The sequence below is a fragment of the Telluria sp. ZB2R32 genome, from assembly GCF_059685715.1.
Window position 1 is genome coordinate 267,818 of record NZ_JCASIG010000001.1, and the last position, 22,400, is coordinate 290,217.

Below are 22,400 nucleotides of genomic sequence, written 5' to 3' on the forward strand. Positions count from 1 at the left end.
CGGCGCACAAAACGAAACGGAGAATCAAATGGACTTTAGCATAAAAGCATTCGACACCAAGACCACCCTGAACGCGGCCAAAAGCGGCTGCGTGGCGGTGGCGGTGTTCGAAAATAAAAAACTGTCGCAGGCAGCGCAAGCCCTCGATCAGACGGGCGAAATCACTGCGGCACTGAAGTCGGGCGACATCACCGGCAAGGCCGGTTCGACCCTGCTGCTGCGCGGCGTGGCCGGTGTGGCCGCACAGCGCGTGCTGCTGGTCGGGATGGGCGCCGACGAGGTGGTAGGCGAAAAGAATTTCATGACCGCGGTCGGCGCGACGCTCAAAGCCTTCGCGTCGCTGGGCGCGGCGGACGCCATTATCGCATTTCCGATGACGGAAGTGAAAGAGCGCGACCCAAGCTGGGCCATGCGCGCCATCGTCCTTGCCGCCACCGAGAGCGAATTCCGCACCGACGCGCAAAAAAGCAAGAAGGATCCGGCCCGCACCGGCGTGCGCAAGGTCACCCTGGCGCTGCCGCTGGCCGACGCCGCGGCCAAGGCCACGCTGGCGCAAGCCATTGCCATCGCCAACGGCATGAACCTGACGCGCGAACTGGGTAACCTGTCGCCGAACATCTGCACCCCGACCTATCTCGCCACCGTCGCCCGCAAGCTGGCCGACGACCATGGCTTCGACGTCGAAGTCCTCGAGCGCAAGCAGCTCGAAGCGCTGAAAATGGGTTCCTTCCTGGCCGTGGCCAAGGGCAGCGACGAAGCGCCGAAGTTCATCGTCCTGAAGCACATGGGCGGCAACAAGAAGGATGCGCCGGTGGTCCTGGTCGGCAAGGGCATCACCTTCGACTCGGGCGGCATTTCGATCAAGCCGGGTCCCGGCATGGACGAAATGAAGTACGACATGTGCGGCGCCGGCTCGGTGCTCGGCACCTTCCGCGCGATCGGCGAAATGAATCTCAAGCTGAACGTGATCGGCATCGTCGCCACCTGCGAAAACATGCCGTCGGGCCGCGCCACCAAGCCGGGCGACATCGTCACCGCGATGAACGGCCTGACCATCGAGATCCTCAATACCGACGCCGAAGGCCGCCTGATCCTGTGCGACGCCCTCACCTACGCCGAGCGCTTCAAGCCGGCGGCGGTCGTCGACATCGCGACGCTGACGGGCGCCTGCATCGTCTCGCTGGGCCACCACAACAGCGGCCTGTTCACCCGCCACGACGCCGCCCACGACGCACTGGCCGACGAACTGCTGGACGCGGGCAAGGAAACCGGCGACGGCGCCTGGCGCCTGCCGATCGGCGAGCAGTACAACGAGCAGCTGAAGTCGAACTTCGCCGACCTCGCCAATATCGGCACCCCGGGCGGCGCCTCGATCACGGCCGCCTGCTTCCTCGAGAACTTTACCCGCAACTACACCTGGGCCCACCTCGACATCGCCGGCACGGCGTGGAAGAGCGGCGCCGCCAAGGGCGCGACCGGTCGTCCGGTACCGTTGCTGACGACGTTCCTGATGAACCGTGTTTAAAACGGTTGAATGAAATGAGAACGGGCCGCTTGATGCGGCCCGTTTTTTTGCGCAACGATTTGCGGACGGTGAAACGGCGGGCATGCCCGCCGTTTCACCGGCACCGCATCATGGCAACAATGAAATATTATTTCAAATGCTACCCATTCATGAAATTTTATTTCATGAGTTTACGAAACCGGCGCGAAGCGCGGCACCAGCAATCCGTCGACCTCGATCAGCTCGAAGAACACCGCCTTCGGCCGCGCCCAGATCGAACCGTCATGGGCGCGGTAGATGATCATGGGCGTGAGGTCGGCCTCGAGCGTGGCCTCGCAGACCAGCTCGTACAGGCCACCCTTGTAATGGCGGTACTGGATCAACCCCGTCCCCTCAGGCTTGCTCGGCCGTGGCCTTCTGCTTCTTCTTCAGGCCCTGGATGACCTTCAGCACGCCTTCGATGCCGGTGTCTTCGTCCAGGTCGCTGAAGGCGTCGAGCACCTCGTTGAGTACGCGGTTGCGCACAGCGGCCTCATCCGGCTGCACCGCCTTGGCGGCGGCTTCCGCACCGGCGAACTTCGACGGCGCGGCGTCGGCGGCATTCGCGCCATGCGCCAGTGCCGCTTGCCAGATCACCCAACGGCGCTGGGTCTCGTAGACGAGGTATTCCTCGGGCTTGTCTTCACGGCGACGAACGATATGGCCATCGCGCTGGGCCCATGCTTCAAATGCACTGCGCATCTCTGTCCTTTTCATATGGGTACGGATACTCGCTATCGAAACAGCAATATTTCACCATAGTACCATTTCACCACTAAAAGCCTTGCACGAATGAATCTCAATCGTGCGCCGCGGTGGCGTGAACGGCGCATGCCGTTCAATCGGAATACTACAGCGCGAGTTATGTAAAAACAACTGAACGTTCCTCTTGAGTAATAGCGAGGAAATGTGACATCTTATACTGCAGTTGTTACATATTGCTAGCGCATATTATGATCCATGCGATCATCCGTGCGAAACGACAATATATTTTAAACCACAAACTTGTCGCCGGAGCACTGCGCTTGTAATTTGAGCAAATAAAATACAACGCTTTGCCATGGCGGGACATGGCGCGCGAAAGTTGCAGGATTGGCGTCGAGCGTGGATACTGCGCGCAGTCGCGGCGGGAGGTCTGCCGCGTAGATCACCACGCAACGACATGAAAATAGCTACCTGGAACGTCAACTCGCTGAAAGTACGCCTGCCCCACCTGCTGCGCTGGCTGGAAGCGAACCCGATTGACGTGCTCTGCATTCAAGAGACGAAACTCACCGACGATAAGTTCCCGCTCGCGGAAATAAATGCGGCGGGTTATCAGGTCGCCTATACCGGCCAGAAAACCTATAACGGCGTCGCCATCCTGTCGCGCTTTCCGATTGCGGATGTCGTCAAGAATAATCCGCGTTTCGAGGATCCGCAGCAGCGCATTATTGCCGCCACCATCGAAGGCGTGCGTTTCGTGTGCGCCTATATCCCGAATGGACAAGCGGTCGATTCCGACAAATACATTTATAAACTGGCGTGGCTGAAAGCGTTGCACGAATGGCTGGGCGAGGAGCTGCGCGCCTATCCACAACTGGCCCTGCTGGGCGACTACAACATCGCCCCGGAAGACCGCGACGTCCACGATCCGGTGGAATGGGCCGGCCAGATCCATTGCTCCGCACCGGAACGCACGGCGATGGCGGCGCTGGTCGATCTCGGCCTGGTCGATTCCTTCCGCATGTTCGAACAGCCGGAAAAGCAGTACAGCTGGTGGGATTACCGGATGCTGGGCTTTCGCCGCAATCGCGGGCTGCGCATCGACCATATTTTACTGTCGCGCGAATTGGCGCGGCGCTGCACGGCGTGCACCATCGACCGCGAACCGAGGAAGTGGGAGCAGCCGTCGGATCATACGCCGGTGATCGCGACGATCGATTAAAACGTCACGGCGATGCTGCTCTGGTCTTCCACCAGCAACGCCTGCACCGCCTCGCTGTCGAGCGCGCGCGCGAACAGCCAGCCCTGCACGTACTGGCAGCCATAATCGCGCAGCAGCGCCAGCTGCGCGGCGGTCTCGACGCCTTCGGCCACCACTTGCAGCCCCAGGCTGTTGGCCAGCGCCATCACGGCGGCAACGATCGCGCGGTCTTCGCTGCTCGCTTCCAGTTCGCGGACAAAAGCGCGGTCGATCTTGATCTTCCTGACCGGGAAGCGCTTCAGGTAGGCCAGGCTCGAATAGCCGGTGCCGAAGTCGTCGATCGACAGGCGCATGCCCATGCGGTTGATCTGGTCGAGGATCTCGAGCGTCTGCTCGCCGTGCTGCATCAGCGCGGTCTCGGTGATCTCGAATTCCACCAGCGCCGGATCGATGCCGGTTTCGTCGACGATGCGCTGGATCGAGGCCACCAGTGCGCGGTGCATGAACTGGCGCGCCGACAGGTTGATGGCGAGGGGCACCGGCGCCAGCCCGGCCCGTTGCCAGGCCATGCTCTGCTCGCAGGCGCGCCGGATCACCCATTCGCCAACCGGCACGATCATGCCGTTTTCTTCCAGCGTCGGGATGAAGTCGTCGGGCAGCACCAGGCCGTGGTTGTCCGCGTGGCCCGGCCGGCGCCAGCGCAACAGCACTTCCAGCGCGTGCACGCGCAGGCTGCCCATGTCCATGATCGGCTGGTAGAAGGGTTCGAACTCGCCGTTGGCGAGCGCCTGGCGCAGGTCCGACTCGAGTGCGCGAATGGCAAACTCGCGCGCCATCTCGCCGTTCATGCGCTCGGTGAAGAACTGGTAGTTGTTGCGTCCGGCCGCCTTGGCCTGGTACATGGCGGCGTCGGCATGGCGCATCAAGAGGTCGACGTCGCCGCCGTCGTCCGGATACACGCAGATGCCGATCGAGGGCGAGATGTGCAGGCTGTGCCCCTCGAAGCGCACCGGCACGCCCAGCACCTCGATGATCTTGTCGCCGATCGCGCCGCACTCTTCCTGCCCGCCCATGCCGGGCATCAGCACCACGAACTCGTCGCCGCCCAGGCGCGCCACGGTGTCGCTGGCGCGCACCGCCTGGCACAGGCGTCTGGCAACCTCTTTCAACAGAAAATCGCCGGTGGCGTGGCCGAGCGAATCGTTGATCGTCTTGAAGCGGTCGAGGTCGAGGAACATCACGGCCAGGCGCGTGCCGGCGCGCTGCGCGGCCAGGATGGCGCGCTCCAGGCGGTCGGCCAGCAGCGCGCGGTTCGGCAAGCCGGTCAGGCTGTCGTGGTAGGCCATGTGATGCACGCGCGCCTCGGCCTGGCGCCGTTCGACGATCTCGTCCTGCAGCAGCGCATTGGCGCCGGCCAGTTCCGCGGTGCGCGCGGCCACGCGCAGTTCCAGATCGTCGCGCGCGCGGCGCACGGCGGCGGCGGCTTCGTGCTGGGCGGTGACGTCGTCCACCAGCCACAGGCTGCGTCCGGCCGGATCGGCCAGGTCGAACGGGCGGCCCGACAGGCGGGCCCAGAAGGTGCTGCCGTCGGTCCTGGCCAGCAGGCGTTCGCTGACCGAGACGCGTCCGGCCACGAAGTCGTTCGCGGTGTCGAGCCAGGCCGCCTCCCAGGCGCCGTCGTCCGGATACAGCGAGCGCGCGGCGATGCACTCCATGCCGCCCGGCGCGTGGCCGAACAGCTCTTCCATCTTGCGGTTGCCATGCAGCATACGGCCGTTCTCCATGACGGCGATGCCCAGCACCGCGGTATCGAAGATGGCCTGGTTTTCCTGCAGCGCTTCGCGCAACTGCTGTTCGTCGCGGCGCTGGCGCGTGCGGTCTTCGGCAATCCAGACGTAGCCCTGCGCCAGGTCGTCCGGGTTGACCGGAAAGCCGATGATCTGGCCCCAGAGCGGCGTGCCGTCCTTTTTCACCAGCTCCGTCTCGGTCTGGTAGGTCTGCCCTTCCGCCAGCAGCGCGTAGGTGGGGGCGGCGATGCCCGCGAATGCCTCCACGCTCGGGTACAGCTTCTCCACGTGCAGTCCCTCGCACTCGCCCGGCGCATAGCCGAACATGTGCAGGAAACCGGCGTTGGCGCGCCGGATGCGTCGCTCGCGCGTGAACAGGATGGCGAGCGAGGCATTGTTCAGCAGCGCCTGCAGTTCGCGCCGCGCCTGGTGCGTTTCGCTGACGTCCTCGACGATCCAGATGATGCCGGCGTCGCGCCGTCCCGGCATCACCGCGCTCGCGCGCACGCGCGCCCAGAACAGCGAACCGTCGCGGCGCCGGAACTGGCAGTCGCTCTTTTCGTAGATCCTGCCCTCGGCAAGCGCGGCAAAGGCTTCGGTGCGGAATGCGTCAAAGGCCTGCTGCGACGCGAACATCTCGCCAGGGTCGCGGTCGGCCAGTTCGTCGACGCTGTAGCCGATCATCTGCGCCAGGCGCGGGTTGCATTCCTTGAGCAGGCCCGGCTTGGTGAAGACGATGCCCACCGGCGCATGCCCGAGAATCGCGTTCTGTTCGCGCACGGTGGTGCACAGCGCGGCCTGGCTGCGTTCCCAGGCGCTGACGTCGGTGAACAGGACGATGGCGCCGGACGCGCCGCCGCCGGCGGGCAGCGGCCGGGCGCGCACCTCGACCGCGATCGCTTCGCCGCCCACGGCAAGCGTGCTGCGCCAGCAGCGTGCACCATGCAGGGCCGCCGCCAGCTCACCCGCCGCCAGCGGCGCCGTCGACGCATCGAACACATCGAACAGGGAACGTCCCTGCAAGGCCAGGCCGGCAAGCGCCGCCATCTCGTCGTTGGCAGCGACGACGATGCCGCTCGCGTCACAGGCGCAGGCGGGCGCCGGGATCAGGCGCAGCGCATCCGCCACGGTTGTGGATATATTGTTTATGCTGTCCATGCCTGGAGCTCCCCGACTGGGCCGCCTCTCAACCGGGCCGCTCCATGTTGCATGGATAATAAACTAGCAACGGGAGAATCTCTACCATGGGGCGACAAAAAGCCCGGCGGCTGCAACGCGGGGGTTGCAGCCGCCGGGCCGGGCCAACAATGAATGCAGGGTCAGCACGCGTCGCCCGGCACCCTCACCCAGCCTTCCATCAGCACGCGCGCGCTGCGGCTCATGACCGCCTTGGTCACGCTCCACGCGCCGTTCGCCTGCACGGCTTCGGCGCCGACGCGCAGCGTGCCCGACGGGTGGCCGAAGCGCACCGCATCCGGCTTGCCGCCGCCGGCGGCGAGGTTGACCAGCGTGCCCGGCACTGCCGCCGCGGTGCCGATCGCGACCGCCGCCGTGCCCATCATCGCGTGGTGCAGTTTGCCCATCGAGAGCGCGCGCACGACCAGGTCGATGTCGCTGCTGGCCACCCGCTTGCCGCTGGAGGAAACGTAGTCGAGCGGCGGCGCGACGAAGGCGACCTTGGGCGTGTGCTGGCGGCCTGCGGCTTCGCCGGTATCCTTGATCAAGCCCATGCGCACGGCGCCATGCGCACGGATGGTTTCGAACATGGCCAGCGCGCGTGGGTCGCCGTTGATGGCGTCCTGCAGTTCGGCGCCGGTATAGCCGACGTCGGCCGCATTCACGAAAATCGTCGGGATGCCGGCGTTGATCATGGTCGCCTTGAGCGTGCCGAGTCCCGGCACGTCGAGGTCGTCGACCAGGTTCCCGGTCGGGAACATCGCCCCGCCGCCGCCCTCTTCCTCGGCCGCCGGGTCCATGAATTCGAGCTGGACTTCGGCCGCCGGGAAGGTCACGCCGTCGAGTTCGAAGTCGCCGGTTTCCTGCACCACGCCGCCGGTAATGGGGACGTGGGCGATGATGGTCTTGCCGATGTTGGCCTGCCAGATGCGCACCGTCGCCATGCCGTCTTGCGGAATGCGTTCGCGGTCGACCAGGCCGGCGTTGATGGCGAACGAACCGACGGCCGAGGACAGGTTGCCGCAATTGCCGCTCCAGTCGACGAAGGGCTTGTCGATCGAGACCTGGCCGAACAGGTAGTCGACGTCGTGGTCCGGACGCGTGCTGGTCGAGACGATGACCGTCTTGCTGGTGCTGGAGGTGGCGCCGCCCATGCCGTCGATCTGCTTGCCGTAGGGATCGGGGCTGCCGATCACGCGCAGCAGCAGCTTGTCGCGCGCCGGGCCGGGGACGCGCGCGGCTTCGGGCAGGTCGTCGAGGCGGAAGAAGACGCCTTTCGAGGTGCCGCCACGCATGTAGGTGGCGGGGATTTTGATTTGGGGTTGGTGTGGCATGTAAGTAGTTCCTATCGGTGATCGAAGGGACGTAAGGTGGGCGGCTTTGCCGCCCACGCGTTCAACGCACGTATGATTTATCGAACACGTGTCGCGCCCGATCATGGCTGGTTGAACGCGTGGGCGGCGCAGCCGCCCACCTTACAGGTTCCCAGATGCGTCCCGGATGCCTTTATGCAGCGACCTTGGAAGACGCCAGGAAGTCCTGCGCAAAGCGCTGCAGCACGCCGCCGGCCTCGTAGATCGACACCTCTTCCGCCGTATCGAGGCGGCAGGTCACCGGCACTTCGATGCGCTGGCCGTCGCGGCGGTTGACCACCAGGGTCAAGGTCGCGCGCGGGGTGCGTTCGCCGAGCACGTCGTAGGTCTCGGTGCCGTCCAGGCCCAGCGTCAGGCGATTGACGCCCGGCTGGAATTCCAGCGGCAGCACGCCCATGCCGACCAGGTTGGTGCGGTGGATGCGCTCGAAGCCTTCGGCGACGATCGCTTCCACGCCCGCCAGGCGCACGCCCTTGGCCGCCCAGTCGCGCGAGGAACCCTGGCCGTAGTCAGCGCCGGCGATCACGATCAGCGGCTGCTTGCGCTCCATGTAGGTCTCGATCGCTTCCCACATGCGCGTGACCTGCCCCTCGGGTTCGATCCGTGCGAGGGAACCCGCCCGGATCGAACCGTCCTCGTTCCGCACCATCTCGTTCTTCAGGGTCGGATTCGCAAACGTCGCGCGCTGCGCCGTCAAATGATCGCCGCGGTGGGTGGCATACGAATTGAAGTCCTCCTCCGGCAAGCCCATCTTGAACAGGTATTCGCCGGCGGCACTGTCCATCATGATCGCGTTCGACGGCGACAGGTGGTCGGTGGTGATGTTGTCGCCCAGGACCGCCAGCGCACGCATGCCCGACAGCGAACGGTGCCCCGCCAGCGCGCCTTCCCAGTACGGCGGACGGCGGATGTAGGTGCTCATTTCGCGCCAGTCGTACAGCGGCGCGACCGCTTCGCCATCGTCGGCCACGCGTGCGAACATCGGCGTATACACCTTGCGGAACTGCTCGGGTTTCACGCTCTGCTCGATGACGGCGTCGATTTCCTCGTCCGATGGCCAGATGTCGGCCAGCCGGATCTCCTTGCCGCTGTTGTCCGTGCCCAGCACGTCCTTTTCGATGTCGAAGCGGATCGTGCCGGCGATCGCGTAGGCGATCACCAGCGGCGGCGAGGCCAGGAAAGCCTGCTTGGCGTACGGGTGGATGCGGCCGTCGAAGTTACGGTTGCCCGACAGGACGGCGGTGGCGTACAGGTCGCGTTCGATGATCTCTTGCTGGATGACGGGATCGAGCGCGCCGCTCATGCCGTTACACGTGGTGCAGGCAAAGGCGACGACGCCGAAGCCGAGGCTTTCCAGTTCCGGCATCAGGCCCGCTTCTTCCAGGTACAGCGAGACCGCTTTCGAGCCAGGCGCGAGCGAGGATTTCACCCAGGGTTTGCGCTGCAGGCCCAGCTTGTTGGCGTTGCGCGCGATCAGGCCGGCGGCGATCATGTTGCGCGGATTATTCGTGTTGGTGCAGCTGGTGATGGCGGCGATGATGACGGCGCCGTCCGGCATGCGGCCCGGCTCGTTTTCCACCGTGCCGGAGATGCCGCGCGCGGCCAGCTCCGACGTCGGCACGCGCTTGTGCGGGTTCGACGGGCCCGCGATGTTGCGCACGACCGTCGACAGGTCGAAACGCAGCACGCGCTCGTAGTCGACGTTGGTCAGCGTATCGGCCCACAGGCCGGTTTCCTTCGCATAGTCCTCGACCAGCTTGACCTGCTCGTCCTCGCGCCCGGTCAGGCGCAGGTACTTGATGGTCTGCTCGTCGATGTAGAACATCGCGGCGGTGGCGCCGAATTCCGGCGCCATGTTCGAGATCGTGGCGCGGTCGCCCAGGGTCAGGTTCGATGCGCCTTCGCCAAAGAATTCGAGATAGGTCGACACGACTTTCGAGGCGCGCAGGAACTCGGTCAGCGCCAGCACCACGTCGGTGGCGGTGATGCCCGGCTGCGGCTTGCCGGTGAGTTCGACGCCGACGATGTCCGGCAGGCGCATGTAGGAGGCGCGCCCCAGCATGACGCTCTCGGCTTCGAGGCCGCCGACGCCGATGGCGATCACGCCCAGCGCGTCGACCATCGGCGTGTGCGAGTCGGTGCCGACCAGCGTGTCCGGGAAGGCGACGCCGTCTTTTACTTGCACGACGGGCGACATGCGCTCGAGGTTAATCTGGTGCAGGATGCCGTTCCCGGGCGGGATCACGTCGACGTTCTGGAAGGCTTTCTTGGTCCAGTCGATGAAGTGGAAGCGGTCTTCATTGCGGCGGTCTTCGATGGCGCGGTTCTTGGCGAAGGCGTCCGGGTCGAAGCCGCCGCATTCCACGGCGAGCGAGTGGTCGACCACCAGCTGGGTCGGCACTACGGGATTGACGAGGGCCGGATTGCCGCCCTCTTGCGCAATGGCGTCGCGCAGGCCGGCCAGGTCGACCAGCGCGGTCTGGCCGAGGATGTCGTGGCAGACCACGCGCGCCGGGAACCAGGGAAAGTCGAGGTCGCGCTTGCGTTCGATGAGCTGTTTCAGCGACGGCACCAGCGCCATTGGCTCGCAGCGGCGCACCAGGTTTTCGGCCAGTACGCGCGAAGTGTAAGGCAGTCCATCCCAGGCGCCGGGCTGGATGCTGTCGACGGCGTCGCGCGCGTCGAAGTAATGCAGGTTGGTACCGTGCAGGGGTTTGCGGTAGGCGTTGTTCATGGTGATGCTCTGATTACTTTCTGTCTGCGATCGGCACGAACTGCAGGTCTTCCGGACCGACATAGTTCGCGCTCGGGCGGATGATCTTGTTGTCGATGCGCTGCTCGATGATGTGCGCGGCCCAGCCGGAAGTACGCGAGATGACGAACAGCGGCGTGAACATCGCGGTCGGCACACCCATCATGTGGTACGACACGGCCGAGAACCAGTCCAGGTTCGGGAACATCTTCTTCACTTCCCACATGACCGATTCCAGGCGCTCGGCGATGTCGAACATCTTCATCGAGCCGGCGCTCTGCGACAGCGAGCGCGCGACTTCCTTGATGACGACGTTGCGCGGGTCGCTGATGGTGTAGACCGGGTGGCCGAAGCCGATCACGACTTCCTTGTTCGCCACGCGGTTGCGGATGTCGGCTTCGGCTTCGTCGGCGTTTTCGTAGCGCTTCTGGATCTCGAGCGCGACTTCGTTGGCGCCGCCGTGCTTCGGGCCGCGCAGCGCGCCGATGGCGCCGGTGATCGCCGAGTGCATGTCGGAACCGGTGCCGGCGATCACGCGAGCCGTAAACGTCGAAGCGTTGAATTCGTGCTCGGCGTAGAGGATCAGCGAGGTGTGCATCGCGCGCACCCACTCGTCCGATGGCGCGAAGCCGTGCAGCAGGTGCAGGAAGTGGCCGCCGATCGAATCGTCATCCGTTTCGGTTTCGATGCGCTTGCCGTTGTGGCTGTAGTGGTACCAGTACAGCAGCATCGAGCCGAACGACGCCATCAGGCGGTCGGCGATGTCGCGCGCGCCGGGGACATTGTGGTCGTCCTTTTCGGGCAGTGCGCAACCCAGCGCCGAGACGCCGGTACGCATCACATCCATTGGATGGCTGGCGGCCGGCAGCGCTTCCAGCGCCAGTTTCACCGATTGCGGCAGGCCGCGCAGCATCTTCAGCTTGGCTTTATAACCCTTCAGTTCGGCGACGGTGGGCAGCTTGCCGTGCACCAGCAGGTAGGCGATCTCTTCGAATTCGCAGGTGGTGGCGACGTCCAAAATGTCGTAGCCGCGGTAATGCAAATCGTTACCCGACTTGCCGACCGAGCACAGGGCAGTGTTACCGGCGGCGACACCCGACAGGGCGACGGATTTTTTTGGCTTGAAGGTTGGCGCAGGTTGGGACAAATTAGCAGTCATGGTGATCTCCAATTCAGGTTTATTTTTTCTGTGCGGCGAATAAGGCGTCGAGGTGCTGCTCGAATTCATGGTAACCGATGCGCTCGTAGAGTTCGGCACGGGTCTGCATGGTGTCGACCACGGCTTGCTGGCTGCCGTCGCGGCGGATCGCCGTATAGACGTTTTCGGCCGCCTTGTTCATGGCGCGGAACGCGGACAGCGGATACAGCACGATGCCGACGTCGGCCGTTTTGAGCTCCTCGACGGTGAACAGCGGGGTCGAGCCGAATTCGGTGATGTTGGCCAGGATCGGCACGCCGACGGCTTTCGCGAAGCGCGAATACATGGCGAGATCGGTCATCGCTTCCGGGAACACCATGTCGGCGCCAGCTTCGACGCAGGCCACCGCGCGCTCGATGGCGGCATCGATACCTTCCACGGCCAGCGCATCGGTACGCGCCATGATGACGAAATTCTCGTCGGTGCGGGCGTCGACGGCCGCCTTGATGCGGTCGACCATTTCCCCTTTGGAGACGATTTCCTTGCCCGGACGGTGGCCGCAGCGCTTGGCGCCGACCTGGTCTTCGATGTGGATGGCGGCGGCGCCGAACTTGATCATCGATTTCACGGTGCGCGCAACATTAAAGGCGGACGAACCGAAGCCGGTGTCGACATCGACCAGCAGCGGCAGGTCGCAGACGTCGGTAATGCGGCGCACGTCGGTCAGCACGTCGTCCAGGTTCGAAATGCCGAGGTCGGGCAGGCCGAGCGAGCCGGCGGCGACACCGCCACCCGACAGGTAAATCGCCTTGAAGCCGGCACGCTTGGCGAGCAGCGCATGGTTGGCATTGATGGCGCCGACAACTTGCAGTGGCGATTCTTCCTGGACGGCTTTGCGGAACGCGGCGCCTGCGGATTGGATCATGGGGTCTCCTGGTGGATCAACGAATGGATGCAACCCTTGTTGCAATTAGCGTGCCAGTACATTGGACAACCGCAAAACAGCATCGTTTCAATCACTTAGCTTTCGGTGAACTCATCCTTGAGACCGCACAATGTTTCACTTTGCGTTCCAAGTGAAACATGTTGCAGTAAAATTGCAACATGCGTCCCTTCTCCCCTCCTCCGCAAGACTTCGACAAACCTGTCATCTGGACCGTGTCCGTGTCGCGCCTGGCCGACTTGTTCCGCGACATCACGCTCGAATACGACCATCTCGCCAGCATCGAGCCGATCGACCTCGGCTTCGACGAGGCGGCGCGCCATATCCGCGAGCGCATGGCCAACGAGCGCTGCGACGTGGTAATTGCCGCCGGCTCCAACGGCGCCTATTTAAAGGGCCGGGTCTCGGCGCCGGTGATCGTGGCCAAGGCCAGCGGCTACGACGTGATGGGCGCGCTGGCGCGGGCGCGCAAGGTGTCGAGTCGCATCGGCGTGATCAGCTACCAGCAGCCGCTGCCGGAGCTGGCCGAGTTCAGCGCCACCTTCGGCTTGCCGGTGGCCCAGCGCAGTTACGTGACGCGCGAGGATGCGCGCGCGGCGATGGACGAGATGAAGGCGGCCGGGATCGAGGTCATCGTCGGCGCCGGCATGATCACCGACCTGGCCGAGGAAGCGGGTCTCACCGCTATCTTCCTGTATTCGGCCGCCTCGATCCGCCAGGCCTTCGATGACGCGCTGGAGCTCGCGCGCCTGGCCCAGCTGGAGGCGAACCGTATCCGGCGCGGCCCGGCCAACGAATCGCGCCGTGCGCGGCGCGGCCTGAACGACCTGCGCGGCGAATCCGAAGCGATGGAACGGCTGCGCCAGACCGTGGTGCTGTATGCGCGCTCGCCGGCGACGGTGCTGATCCATGGCGAGACCGGCAGCGGCAAGGAACTCGTCGCCCAGGCGATCCACCGCGAGGGTCCGCGCAGCCTGGGCGCGAACCGGCCTTTCGTGGCGGTGAATTGCGGCGCGATCGCCGAGTCGCTGCTGGAATCGGAACTGTTCGGCCACGAGGAAGGGGCGTTTACGGGCGCGCGCCGCGGCGGCCACGCCGGCCTGTTCGAGGCGGCCAACCGCGGCACCCTGTTCCTCGACGAGATCGGCGAGATGCCGCTCGGCTTGCAGACGCGCCTGCTGCGGGTGCTGGAGGAGCGCGAGGTGATGCGCGTCGGCGGCACGCGGCCGGTGCCGATCGACGTGCGCGTGGTCAGCGCCACCCACTGCGACCTGGAAGCGCGGGTACGCGAAGGACGCTTTCGCGCCGACCTGTTCTACCGGCTGGCGGTGCTGCGCCTGGCCTTGCCGCCGCTGCGCGCACGCCAGGACGACATCGTGCCGCTGGCCGAATGGTCGCTCAAGCAGTCGCTGGCGGCGCTGGGCGCGAAACCGCATCCGAACCTGCACGCCGAAATCGGGGCCTGCGCGCCGCTGCTGCTGCGCCACCCATGGCCGGGCAATGTGCGCGAACTGCGCAACCTGATGGAACGGCTGGCGCTGTTCCTGGCGGCCGAGCCGCTGCAGGCGCTGACGCCGAATTTTTTGTTGGGGATTGCGCCGGAGTTGGGAGCACTACAAGGCGCCAGCGACAATGCAGACGCGCCGTCCTCTGCTGAAACACCGATCGCACCGGTAGCGGAAAGCCTGGCGGCCGTACTCACACGCTTCGGCGGCCAGCGCGACGCCGCTGCGCGCCACCTCGGCATCAGCCGCACGACGTTGTGGCGGCGGCTAAAAGCTGGTTCATGACAGACCAAGAATAGTCTTGCTTGCCTCGACGGAATGCTCCCCGTACACTAGATGTCGACCACAAGCCACTTTTTTAAGTTTTCAATCATTAAAATCTACTAATTTTTTAATTTTATTTGAAAATATATCCAAAAATAATTTAAATAATTATATTGGCAATTACCAATGGCACTCAAGTAATCGTTAGGAATAATTTTGAAACCACAGATCGAATTTAAACATGTTCTAGGCGAGTTATCGGTAAACCGAAACGATCCTTGCGAAGTTATTAGGGAACTCATTTCGAATTCCTACGACGCTGGAGCGAAAAATATCTACTATGCGCCACTAAAAGAACGAAAAGGGTTCATCTTTCTCGACGATGGATCAGGATTAGACACAAAACAAAAAGCCAATGGCATTAGCCCATGGGAAGCATTCTTTTCGATTGGAAAATCAACTAAGAAACAAGGTGACGCGATTGGTTATAAATGCCAGGGCTCTAAACTTTGCTTTGCTTCAAGTCGCGTGTTTGTAGCTTCGCTAACCAATGCTTCAAAAAAGCAGTGGAACGTTGTAACTATCGATAATCCGCGTAATAATTTGGATGTTAATTACGACATCACGCCGTCAAAAACAACTAATATCGTATCGGAAATTAGCTCGTTTTTTACCAGCCCTAACGCTGATACGACTAAAGCGATCAAATATATTGAAGATATAGTATCTAATTCAAAAACAGCATCAATGACCTTGATTATAATTGATGAGTTAGACACTGAAAACTTCGGAAAATATTTTGCCATCGGCAACAATCCTGAAGAATCATACATCGTTAATTACATTCGCCTTTACACCCGACATGGCGACATCAGGTATCTTACAGCTTCAGAAGGCTTTTCGCCTAGCCAGCGTCAACAGGTGTCTGCATCAGTTGTGGAAGCTAAATTTTTCATATTTGCCAATAAGAAAGCAACATCAATCCCGTTTGGATATCCTTATCTACTAGTCCCTTCTGCTGGAAAGCAAGATCCCACAATTAAGTCTCCGGCCCATGTTTCACGTTTGAGGGACGGCCGATTTTATAGTAGAGCCGCAAAAAGCTTTTCAGTAAATGGCCAGAATTTCTCGATAATATTGACGATCGACGGCAATAGAAGGGCGCATGCTGAATATAAGTACTTGGCCCGAAAGGGAAAAGCGATGTCCGGCATTCGGTTAAGTGAGCACCGTGGATTTTTCATTGCGGTTAAAGGAATTAAGATTTGCAAATATCAGGAACTTCTATCTGGCCTTGATGATTATGAAGTTTTATCTGAAGGTGACAGTCCGAGTCACTATTCGATAATTTTAGAAGGCGACTTTGATTTAGTAACGAATAGAAATGCCCTTAGCAAAAACGCTTACGACACTCTTTCAGATCCAGATTTCAGAACGGAAATCAAGAAATTTTTTGATGCCCAGAAGAAAACTGACGTAGTATTCTCAGAATTATTGTCTAGGTTAAAAAAGGAGAGTTCCGAAACTCTTTTAAATGACCAAATCGAAATTTTACAAGATGCGAAAAAGGAATTAAAAACTCGCGAGCGCTTCCGCATAATTGATCTAAATAATCATTCACACCTTTTTCTATCCCCTAAACCTGGCGAGGAATATCTTGTCGGAATACTTTATTCACAACTATCCAGCTTCCTTCCAAAAAATAAAGGATTCGATAAATACTGGAGGCGCATTGTTACTTTTTCAACTCAGGGAATTGACAGCTTAGGCTTAATTAACGAGACGATAGCTTCTCCGCTAGCAGAATCGAACATCTGTTCAGTCGAATATAAGTTCGAATTCAATAACAATGGTCCTTTTAATCACGCACTCGCCGTTGTAGATTATATTGTCGCATGGGCTGTAGAGGTGGACGTAGAAAAACAGGTTAAGGACGCTTTCACATGTTATGGAAAAATAAGGAAAGTTCCTGATAATGATTTTGAATGGGAGATCTACCAAATAGAAAACGTTGACGGTGGTCAATACAAACAGAAAATTTCGGTCATTTGCCTAAAAACGTTGATCGAAAAAACATTTGATACTTCTTTTGATACACCGCCCCAGTCATAAGAAATTTTAATTAATACCCTCGTTCCCACCGACGTCCGAAAGCGCATTCGAAATTACTTATACTTATGAGGCGATAACTTAATCGAAATTGACTTTTGTTTCCTGCTGAGGTAGTCGGTATGCGCAATTTGATGACACAGCTAGCGCGGTTCCTGGCGGTCGAGCCGCTGCAGTCACTGATGCCGAATTTTTGTTGGGGTTGCGCCCGGAACTAGGGAGCGGCAACACAAGCATGTCGCCGGCTGTGCAGACAGCGCCAGCTGCGGAAAGCATCGCCGCAGTAATGGAACGCTTCGGCGGCCAGCGCGACTCCGCCGCGCGCCACTTCGGCATCAGCCGCACGACCTTGTGCCGGCGGCTAAGAGCCCATCCCAGTAGGGAATGAGTCGTTGCTGACGCACCTGACAAGCGGATGCTGCGTTACTCGTCGTTGCGTGGCGCCGCCAAGCGGCCTCCTCGCGACTTGCCCCCGCTTGTCATGCATCGCCTACGCGCGTGTCGTCATCAACTTCCTCCTCCCTACTGGGATGGGCTCTAAAGCCGAGTCCTGATGCGTCAGGAACGCACGCAGGTGACGTAAGCCTTGTTCTATTTCGGGAAGGCGTTCGAGGCGCCGCTGGCCAGGTTGACCGCAAAGTGGCTGTCCGCCGTACTGCCGGCGGTGGCCGTCCAGGCGTCCCCTGGCGCCCAGCCCTTCTGAGTCAACATGCCGGACGTTGCCAGTGCCGCCAGGTCGAACTGGGTCGGCAGCTTCCAGCCGTTGGTGCCCTGGATTTTCGTGTTCTTGCAGTAGGCATCGGCCTCGGCCCAGGTCAGCGCCACCGTGGCCGGCATCCAGGTCAGGCCCTCGCGCGTCACAAAGGATTCGGTGGCGGCCGGGGCGATGCACTGGCCGTTGTCATACACCAGCGGCAGGGTGCAGGTACGTTTTGCCACCGTCAGCACGGCGCTGGTGGACGTCGGGTTGTAGCTGCCCAGTTCGCCCTGGCGCGCCGTGATGGTCGCGCTGCCGGCCGCGACGATGGTCACGACCTTGCCCTCGACGGTGGCCACGCGCGGGTCGCTGCTGCTGAAGCTGAAGGCGGCCGGGCTGGCCGACGAGGGCGCCGTCAGCTCGAACGGCGCATCGCCCTCGGTCTTGCTCAGGGCCGGGAATGCGCCGAGCTCGACGCCGTCGTTGCTGCCGCCGCAGGCAGCCAGGAGCAGTACGCAACTGGCGGCGAAGGCGAGGATTCGTTTGGTGGTCATGGGGTAGGTGAAGAAGGAAATTGATGCTCCAGTATAACAAGTTGCATATGGAGCAATTGCTCGAATTTTGTTTGTAGCATCGGCGCCACTGCCTGGTTTTTACCGCCGAAAGCGCGCGCCAATTCTGCCTCCAGTCCCGTTCGCCATCGCTGAGGAAGCGTAAATAAGCGTATATCCATCGTCGAATATGTTATTTCCTGGCCAAGACTTTTCCGTGCCAGGGTCGCGCCCCAGCGGTAAGGAATCGGCTCGATCACGATTCGCGCCAGTGCAAAACACGGTCTCCCGAACCGCCGTACCATGTCTTTTTCACCACGACAGGGCAGCTATCCGCGCCCTCCTCTTCTGCGTTTTTCCGAGTCTGCGGCGCCCACAAGGCGCTTCTCTGGAGGCAATATGCAACGCAATATGCAACACACGTCTCAAGCGGCAACTCAGGCAGCCATATTCTCCCTGATCGGCAACACTCCGCTGGTGCAAGTCACGCGCATGGACACCGGTCCGTGCCAGCTGTTTTTAAAACTGGAATCGCAGAACCCGGGCGGCTCGATCAAGGACCGCATCGGCCGTGCCATGATCGAACAGGCCGAACTCGACGGCAGCCTGCAACCCGGCGGCACCGTGGTCGAGGCCACTGCCGGCAATACCGGCCTCGGCCTGGCGCTGGTGGCCCGCATCAAGGGTTATCGGGTGGTGCTGGTCGTGCCCGACAAGATGGCATCCGAAAAGATCCTGCACCTGAAAGCGCTGGGCGCCGAGATCCACCTGACCCGCTCCGACGTCGGCAAGGGCCACCCGGAGTACTACCAGGACGTGGCCGCCAGGCTGGCGCGCGACGTCCCCGGCGCCTGGTTCGCCGACCAGTTCAACAATCCCGCCAATCCGCGCGCCCACGAAACCACCACCGGCCCCGAATTGTGGGAACAGACCGGCCACGAACTCGATGCGATCGTGGTCGGCGTCGGCTCCTCGGGAACGCTGACCGGCCTGTCGAATTATTTCGCGCGCGTCCAGCCCGAGCTCGACTTCGTGCTGGCCGATCCGACAGGCTCGATCCTGGCCGACTACATCAACACCGGGCACCTGGCCAGGGAAGCAGGTTCGTGGGCGGTCGAAGGCATCGGCGAGGATTTCATTCCCGGCATCGCCGACCTGTCGCGGGTGCGCTGCGCGTATTCCATCAGCGACGAGGAAAGCTTCGGCACCGCGCGCGCCCTCTTGCAACACGAAGGCATCCTGGCCGGCTCCTCCACCGGCACCCTGCTGGCCGCAGCCCTCAAATACTGCCGCGCCCAGACCACACCGAAGCGCGTCGCCACGTTTGTCTGCGACACCGGCACCCGCTATCTGACCAAGGTCTACAGCGACGGCTGGATGGTCGACCAGGGCTTGCTGCAGCGCCCGAAACTGGGCGACCTGCGCGACCTGATCGGACGCCGTTTCGACGCCGGCGAAGTCGTCACCGTCGCGCCGGCCGACACCCTGATGACCGCCTTCAACCGCATGCGTTCGAGCGACCTGGCCCAGCTGCCGGTGGTCGAGCGCAACCGCCTGGTCGGCATCATCGACGAATCGGACCTGCTGCTTCATGTAACTCAAGAAGCGGTGACCCAGGAAGCGGCGCGCTTCCAGACGCCCGTCGCCAGCACCATGACCGCCCACCTGCAGACGCTGCTGCCCTCGGCCAGCATGGCCCAGCTGCGCGACATCCTCGACCGCGGCCTCACCGCCGTGATCGCCGATGGCGAGCAGTTCTATGGCCTGATCACCCGCTTCGACCTCCTCAACCACCTGCGCAGGACCCTATCGTGACTTCACCCGACAATCAACTGCACCTGGCCACCCGCGTCATCCACGGCGGCCAGGCGCCGGAACCCGCCACCGGCGCCGTGATGCCGCCGGTCTTCCTGACCTCGACCTTTGCCCAGGAAAGTCCGGGCGTGCACAAGGGGCTCGACTACGGCCGCTCGCACAACCCGACGCGCTGGGCGCTCGAGCGCTGCGTGGCCGATATCGAGAGCGGCAGCGCCGCCTTCGCCTTCGCCTCCGGCCTGGCGGCCATCTCGGCGGTGCTGGAACTGCTGCCCGCCGGCTCGCACGTCGTCGCCGGCGACGACATGTACGGCGGCACCTACCGCCTGTTCGAGCGCGTGCGCCGCAAGAGCGCGGGGCACCGTTTTACCTACGTGAACCTGGCCGACCCGCAAGCGCTGGCGGCCGCGCTCACGCCGGATACGCGCCTGGTCTGGGTCGAGACGCCGACCAACCCGATGCTGAAACTCGCCGACCTGGCGGCCATTGCGGCCCTGTGCCGCGAGCGCGGCATCGTCAGCGTCTGCGACAATACCTTCGCCAGCCCGATCAACCAGCGTCCACTGGAACTGGGCATCGACATCGTCGTGCATTCGACCACGAAGTACATGAACGGCCACTCTGATGTGATCGGCGGCGTGGCGGTGCTCGGCAATGCGCCGCATCACCTTGCGTTGCGCGAGCAGCTCGGCTTCATCCAGAACGCCGTCGGCGCCATCCAGGGACCGTTCGACAGCTTCCTGGTGCTACGCGGGATCAAGACGCTGGCCCTGCGCGTCGAGCGCAGCAATGCCAACGCGCTGGCGCTGGCGCAGTGGCTGGAACGCGAGCCGAAGGTGCGCAAGGTGTTTTATCCGGGACTGGAAACGCACCCGCAACATGCGCTGGCGCGGCGCCAGATGAGCGGGTTCGGCGGCATCGTTTCCATCGAACTGGAGTCGGATCTGGCCGGCGCTCGGCGCTTCCTGGAAAGCTGCCGCGTGTTCACGCTGGCCGAAAGCCTGGGTGGCGTCGAAAGCCTGATCGAACATCCGGCCCTGATGACGCATGCGACGATTCCGCCGGCGCAGCGGGCGGAGTTGGGGATCAGCGATACGCTGATCCGGCTCTCTGTCGGGATCGAGCATGTGGAGGACCAGCGCGCGGATCTGGCGCGCGCGCTCGGCGCCGTATAAGCGCGGCCGCGTCAGGCGGCGGCCAGCACGCCCGGACTGTCTGCCTGCTGGCGCAGCCGGAAGGTACCGACCAGGCGCGACAGCTCCGCCGCCTGTTCGCGCATCGAGGCGGCTGCGGCAGCCGCTTCCTCCACCATCGCCGCGTTCTGCCGGGTCGACAGGTCGATCTCGGCGATCGCGCGTCCGACAGTTGCCACGCCGCTGGCCTGCTGTTCGCTGGCGCCGTGGATCGCGCCCAGGAGTGCGGCCACTTCCCGTACCTTGTCGAGTACCACGTGCATGGTGTCGCCGGCATGCCGGGCGATACCGGTGCCCGCTTCGATCTCGCCGGCCGATTCCTTGATCAGCTCCTTGATTTCCCTGGCAGCCCCGGCCGAGTGCTGGGCCAGGTTGCGTACCTCGGCCGCGACCACCGCGAAGCCGCGCCCTTCCGCACCGGCGCGCGCCGCCTCCACCGCCGCATTCAAGGCCAGAATATTCGTCTGGAATGCAATGCTGTCGATCATGCTGGTGATGTCGGCAATCTTGTCCGCCGACGCCTTGATCGCTTCCATGCGCTGCACCAGCTGGGCCACGGCGGCGGCGCCCTCGCCCACAACCTGCGATGCCGACTGGGCCAGTCCATTCGCATCGCGCGCGCTGATGTTGTTGCTGGCGATCGCCCCGGTCAGCTCTTCCATCGCAAACACGGTCTGGCGCAGCGCGCCTGCCTGGCGCTCGGTGCGTTGCGACAACTCCTGGTTGCCGTCCGCGATGTCGCTGGAGGCGGCATCGATGCCGTGCGCACCCCGCAGTACTTCGGTCACAGTGGCCGCGACGCCGCCCGTCATGCCGTTCAGGGCATCGAACAAGCGCCCGATTTCGTCCTGGCGGCGATGCCGGATGCGAGGACGCAGGTCGCCGCGCGCTACTTCTTCGGCCAGGTTCACGGCCTGCTTGAGCGGCCCGACGATGTTGCGCGTCAGGATCCAGCCGAGCACGGCGCCCGCCGCCAGCGCGGCCGCGCCGAGCGCCAACAGCAGTACGCGGCTGAAGGCCGAGGCAGAGGCCGAATCGTCGGCCAGCTGGTGCGCCTGGCGTGCATGGTGCTTCAGCAGCGATTCCAGGGTGGCGTCATAGCGGGCGAAAGCGGGTTCCAGCGCACTGGAGAGCAGTTCTTCGGCTTCCTGGGTGCGGCCGATGTCCTTGGCGGCGAATACGGCTTGTGTCGCCTTGGCGAACGCCGCCGCATGTTCGCGCAGCGCGCGCAGCAGCGCCACTTCGGCGCCGGAAGCAGGCAGTGCGCGCATGCCCATCTCGATCGCCGCCGCCTGCTGTTCGCCGCCCCGCAGTTGCGCCTTGTACAGATCGGCCAGCTCGAGGCTATCGCTGCGCGCAACCGACATGACGCGCAGGCCGTTCAGGCGCGCCACGCCGAGCAGGTCGGATGCCAGCTGCTGCTTGGCCAGCTTGTCCTGCACCAGGTCGCGCGTGATCGCATCGGCGGCATGCATGCGCCACAGGGCGACCAGGGTGATAAGGGCAAGCAAGAGCGAGACGAAGACGAAGGAACCGAGGATCTTGGTGCCGGTCTGGAGTTTGGCGGGGGACATGCGCATGACATTCGTTGACAATTTCCGTAATGTAACCATGGAATATGACCACATCGTGAATGCCAAATGCGCGC

The 22,400-nt window shown here is 62.6% G+C and carries 17 protein-coding genes; 7 read left to right on the forward strand and 10 right to left on the reverse strand.

Going from position 1 to position 22,400, the window contains the following annotated elements; genetic code table 11:
* Positions 1-28: 28 nt before the first annotated feature.
* The gene (locus tag AC56LG_RS01185; RefSeq protein WP_497164312.1) at positions 29-1,525 is read left to right on the forward strand and encodes a leucyl aminopeptidase; all 1,497 of its coding nucleotides are present in this window, start codon (positions 29-31) and stop codon (positions 1,523-1,525) included.
* A gap of 170 nt (positions 1,526-1,695) precedes the next feature.
* Here the strand turns inward: AC56LG_RS01185 and AC56LG_RS01190 are convergent, their stop codons facing one another.
* Together AC56LG_RS01190 and AC56LG_RS01195 are read right to left on the reverse strand one after the other, a co-directional pair.
* Entirely contained in the window at positions 1,696-1,887 is a 192-nt protein-coding gene (locus AC56LG_RS01190) for a DUF1653 domain-containing protein (protein WP_497164313.1), read from the reverse strand.
* Between the two features lie 10 nt (positions 1,888-1,897).
* A complete protein-coding gene (locus tag AC56LG_RS01195) occupies positions 1,898-2,245 on the reverse strand; it encodes a phiTE_015 family protein (RefSeq protein ID WP_497164314.1) in 348 nt (115 codons plus the stop codon).
* Positions 2,246-2,705: 460 nt separating this feature from the next.
* Between AC56LG_RS01195 and xth the strand changes: the two genes are divergently transcribed.
* Positions 2,706-3,470 (forward strand): exodeoxyribonuclease III, encoded by a 765-nt coding sequence (gene xth, locus AC56LG_RS01200; protein WP_497165005.1) that lies wholly within the window; start codon positions 2,706-2,708, stop codon positions 3,468-3,470.
* Here xth and AC56LG_RS01205 read toward each other — a convergent pair.
* The 5 genes from AC56LG_RS01205 to prpB form a co-directional block, all read right to left on the reverse strand.
* Complete coding sequence (locus AC56LG_RS01205) at positions 3,467-6,394, reverse strand: bifunctional diguanylate cyclase/phosphodiesterase (RefSeq protein ID WP_497164315.1); 2,928 nt, start codon at positions 6,392-6,394, stop codon at positions 3,467-3,469. The genes xth and AC56LG_RS01205 overlap by 4 nt on opposite strands.
* Positions 6,395-6,555: 161 nt before the next feature.
* Positions 6,556-7,746, reverse strand: a complete 1,191-nt coding sequence (prpF, locus tag AC56LG_RS01210; protein ID WP_497164316.1) for a 2-methylaconitate cis-trans isomerase PrpF — start codon at positions 7,744-7,746, stop codon at positions 6,556-6,558.
* 172 nt (positions 7,747-7,918) lie between these two features.
* The gene (gene acnD, locus AC56LG_RS01215) at positions 7,919-10,519 is read right to left on the reverse strand and encodes a Fe/S-dependent 2-methylisocitrate dehydratase AcnD (RefSeq protein WP_497164317.1); all 2,601 of its coding nucleotides are present in this window, start codon (positions 10,517-10,519) and stop codon (positions 7,919-7,921) included.
* 13 nt (positions 10,520-10,532) lie between these two features.
* A complete protein-coding gene (gene prpC, locus AC56LG_RS01220) occupies positions 10,533-11,696 on the reverse strand; it encodes a bifunctional 2-methylcitrate synthase/citrate synthase (protein ID WP_497164318.1) in 1,164 nt (387 codons plus the stop codon).
* Between the two features lie 19 nt (positions 11,697-11,715).
* Positions 11,716-12,600, reverse strand: a complete 885-nt coding sequence (gene prpB, locus AC56LG_RS01225; protein WP_497164319.1) for a methylisocitrate lyase — start codon at positions 12,598-12,600, stop codon at positions 11,716-11,718.
* A 179-nt stretch (positions 12,601-12,779) separates the two neighbouring features.
* On the opposite strand from prpB, the gene prpR reads away from it, so the two are divergent.
* The 3 genes from prpR to AC56LG_RS01240 all read left to right on the forward strand — a co-directional run bounded on the left by prpR (position 12,780) and on the right by AC56LG_RS01240 (position 16,884).
* Complete coding sequence (gene prpR / locus AC56LG_RS01230; protein ID WP_497164320.1) at positions 12,780-14,408, forward strand: propionate catabolism operon regulatory protein PrpR; 1,629 nt, start codon at positions 12,780-12,782, stop codon at positions 14,406-14,408.
* 195 nt (positions 14,409-14,603) lie between these two features.
* Complete coding sequence (locus AC56LG_RS01235; protein ID WP_497164321.1) at positions 14,604-16,499, forward strand: ATP-binding protein; 1,896 nt, start codon at positions 14,604-14,606, stop codon at positions 16,497-16,499.
* A 232-nt stretch (positions 16,500-16,731) separates the two neighbouring features.
* A complete protein-coding gene (locus AC56LG_RS01240; RefSeq protein ID WP_497164322.1) occupies positions 16,732-16,884 on the forward strand; it encodes a helix-turn-helix domain-containing protein in 153 nt (50 codons plus the stop codon).
* A 203-nt stretch (positions 16,885-17,087) separates the two neighbouring features.
* Here AC56LG_RS01240 and AC56LG_RS01245 read toward each other — a convergent pair whose 3' ends face one another.
* Complete coding sequence (locus tag AC56LG_RS01245; RefSeq protein WP_497164323.1) at positions 17,088-17,747, reverse strand: Ig-like domain-containing protein; 660 nt, start codon at positions 17,745-17,747, stop codon at positions 17,088-17,090.
* The gene (locus tag AC56LG_RS01250; RefSeq protein ID WP_497164324.1) at positions 17,744-18,004 is read right to left on the reverse strand and encodes a hypothetical protein; all 261 of its coding nucleotides are present in this window, start codon (positions 18,002-18,004) and stop codon (positions 17,744-17,746) included. Before AC56LG_RS01250 ends, AC56LG_RS01245 begins: the two co-directional genes overlap by 4 nt.
* 151 nt (positions 18,005-18,155) lie before the next feature.
* On the opposite strand from AC56LG_RS01250, the gene AC56LG_RS01255 reads away from it, so the two are divergent.
* Complete coding sequence (locus AC56LG_RS01255) at positions 18,156-19,559, forward strand: pyridoxal-phosphate dependent enzyme (protein WP_497164325.1); 1,404 nt, start codon at positions 18,156-18,158, stop codon at positions 19,557-19,559.
* Positions 19,556-20,734, forward strand: a complete 1,179-nt coding sequence (locus AC56LG_RS01260; protein WP_497164326.1) for a trans-sulfuration enzyme family protein — start codon at positions 19,556-19,558, stop codon at positions 20,732-20,734. Before AC56LG_RS01255 ends, AC56LG_RS01260 begins: the two co-directional genes overlap by 4 nt.
* 11 nt (positions 20,735-20,745) lie before the next feature.
* On the opposite strand, the gene AC56LG_RS01265 is transcribed toward AC56LG_RS01260, so the two are convergent.
* Complete coding sequence (locus AC56LG_RS01265) at positions 20,746-22,332, reverse strand: methyl-accepting chemotaxis protein (protein WP_497164327.1); 1,587 nt, start codon at positions 22,330-22,332, stop codon at positions 20,746-20,748.
* Positions 22,333-22,400 lie beyond the last annotated feature (68 nt).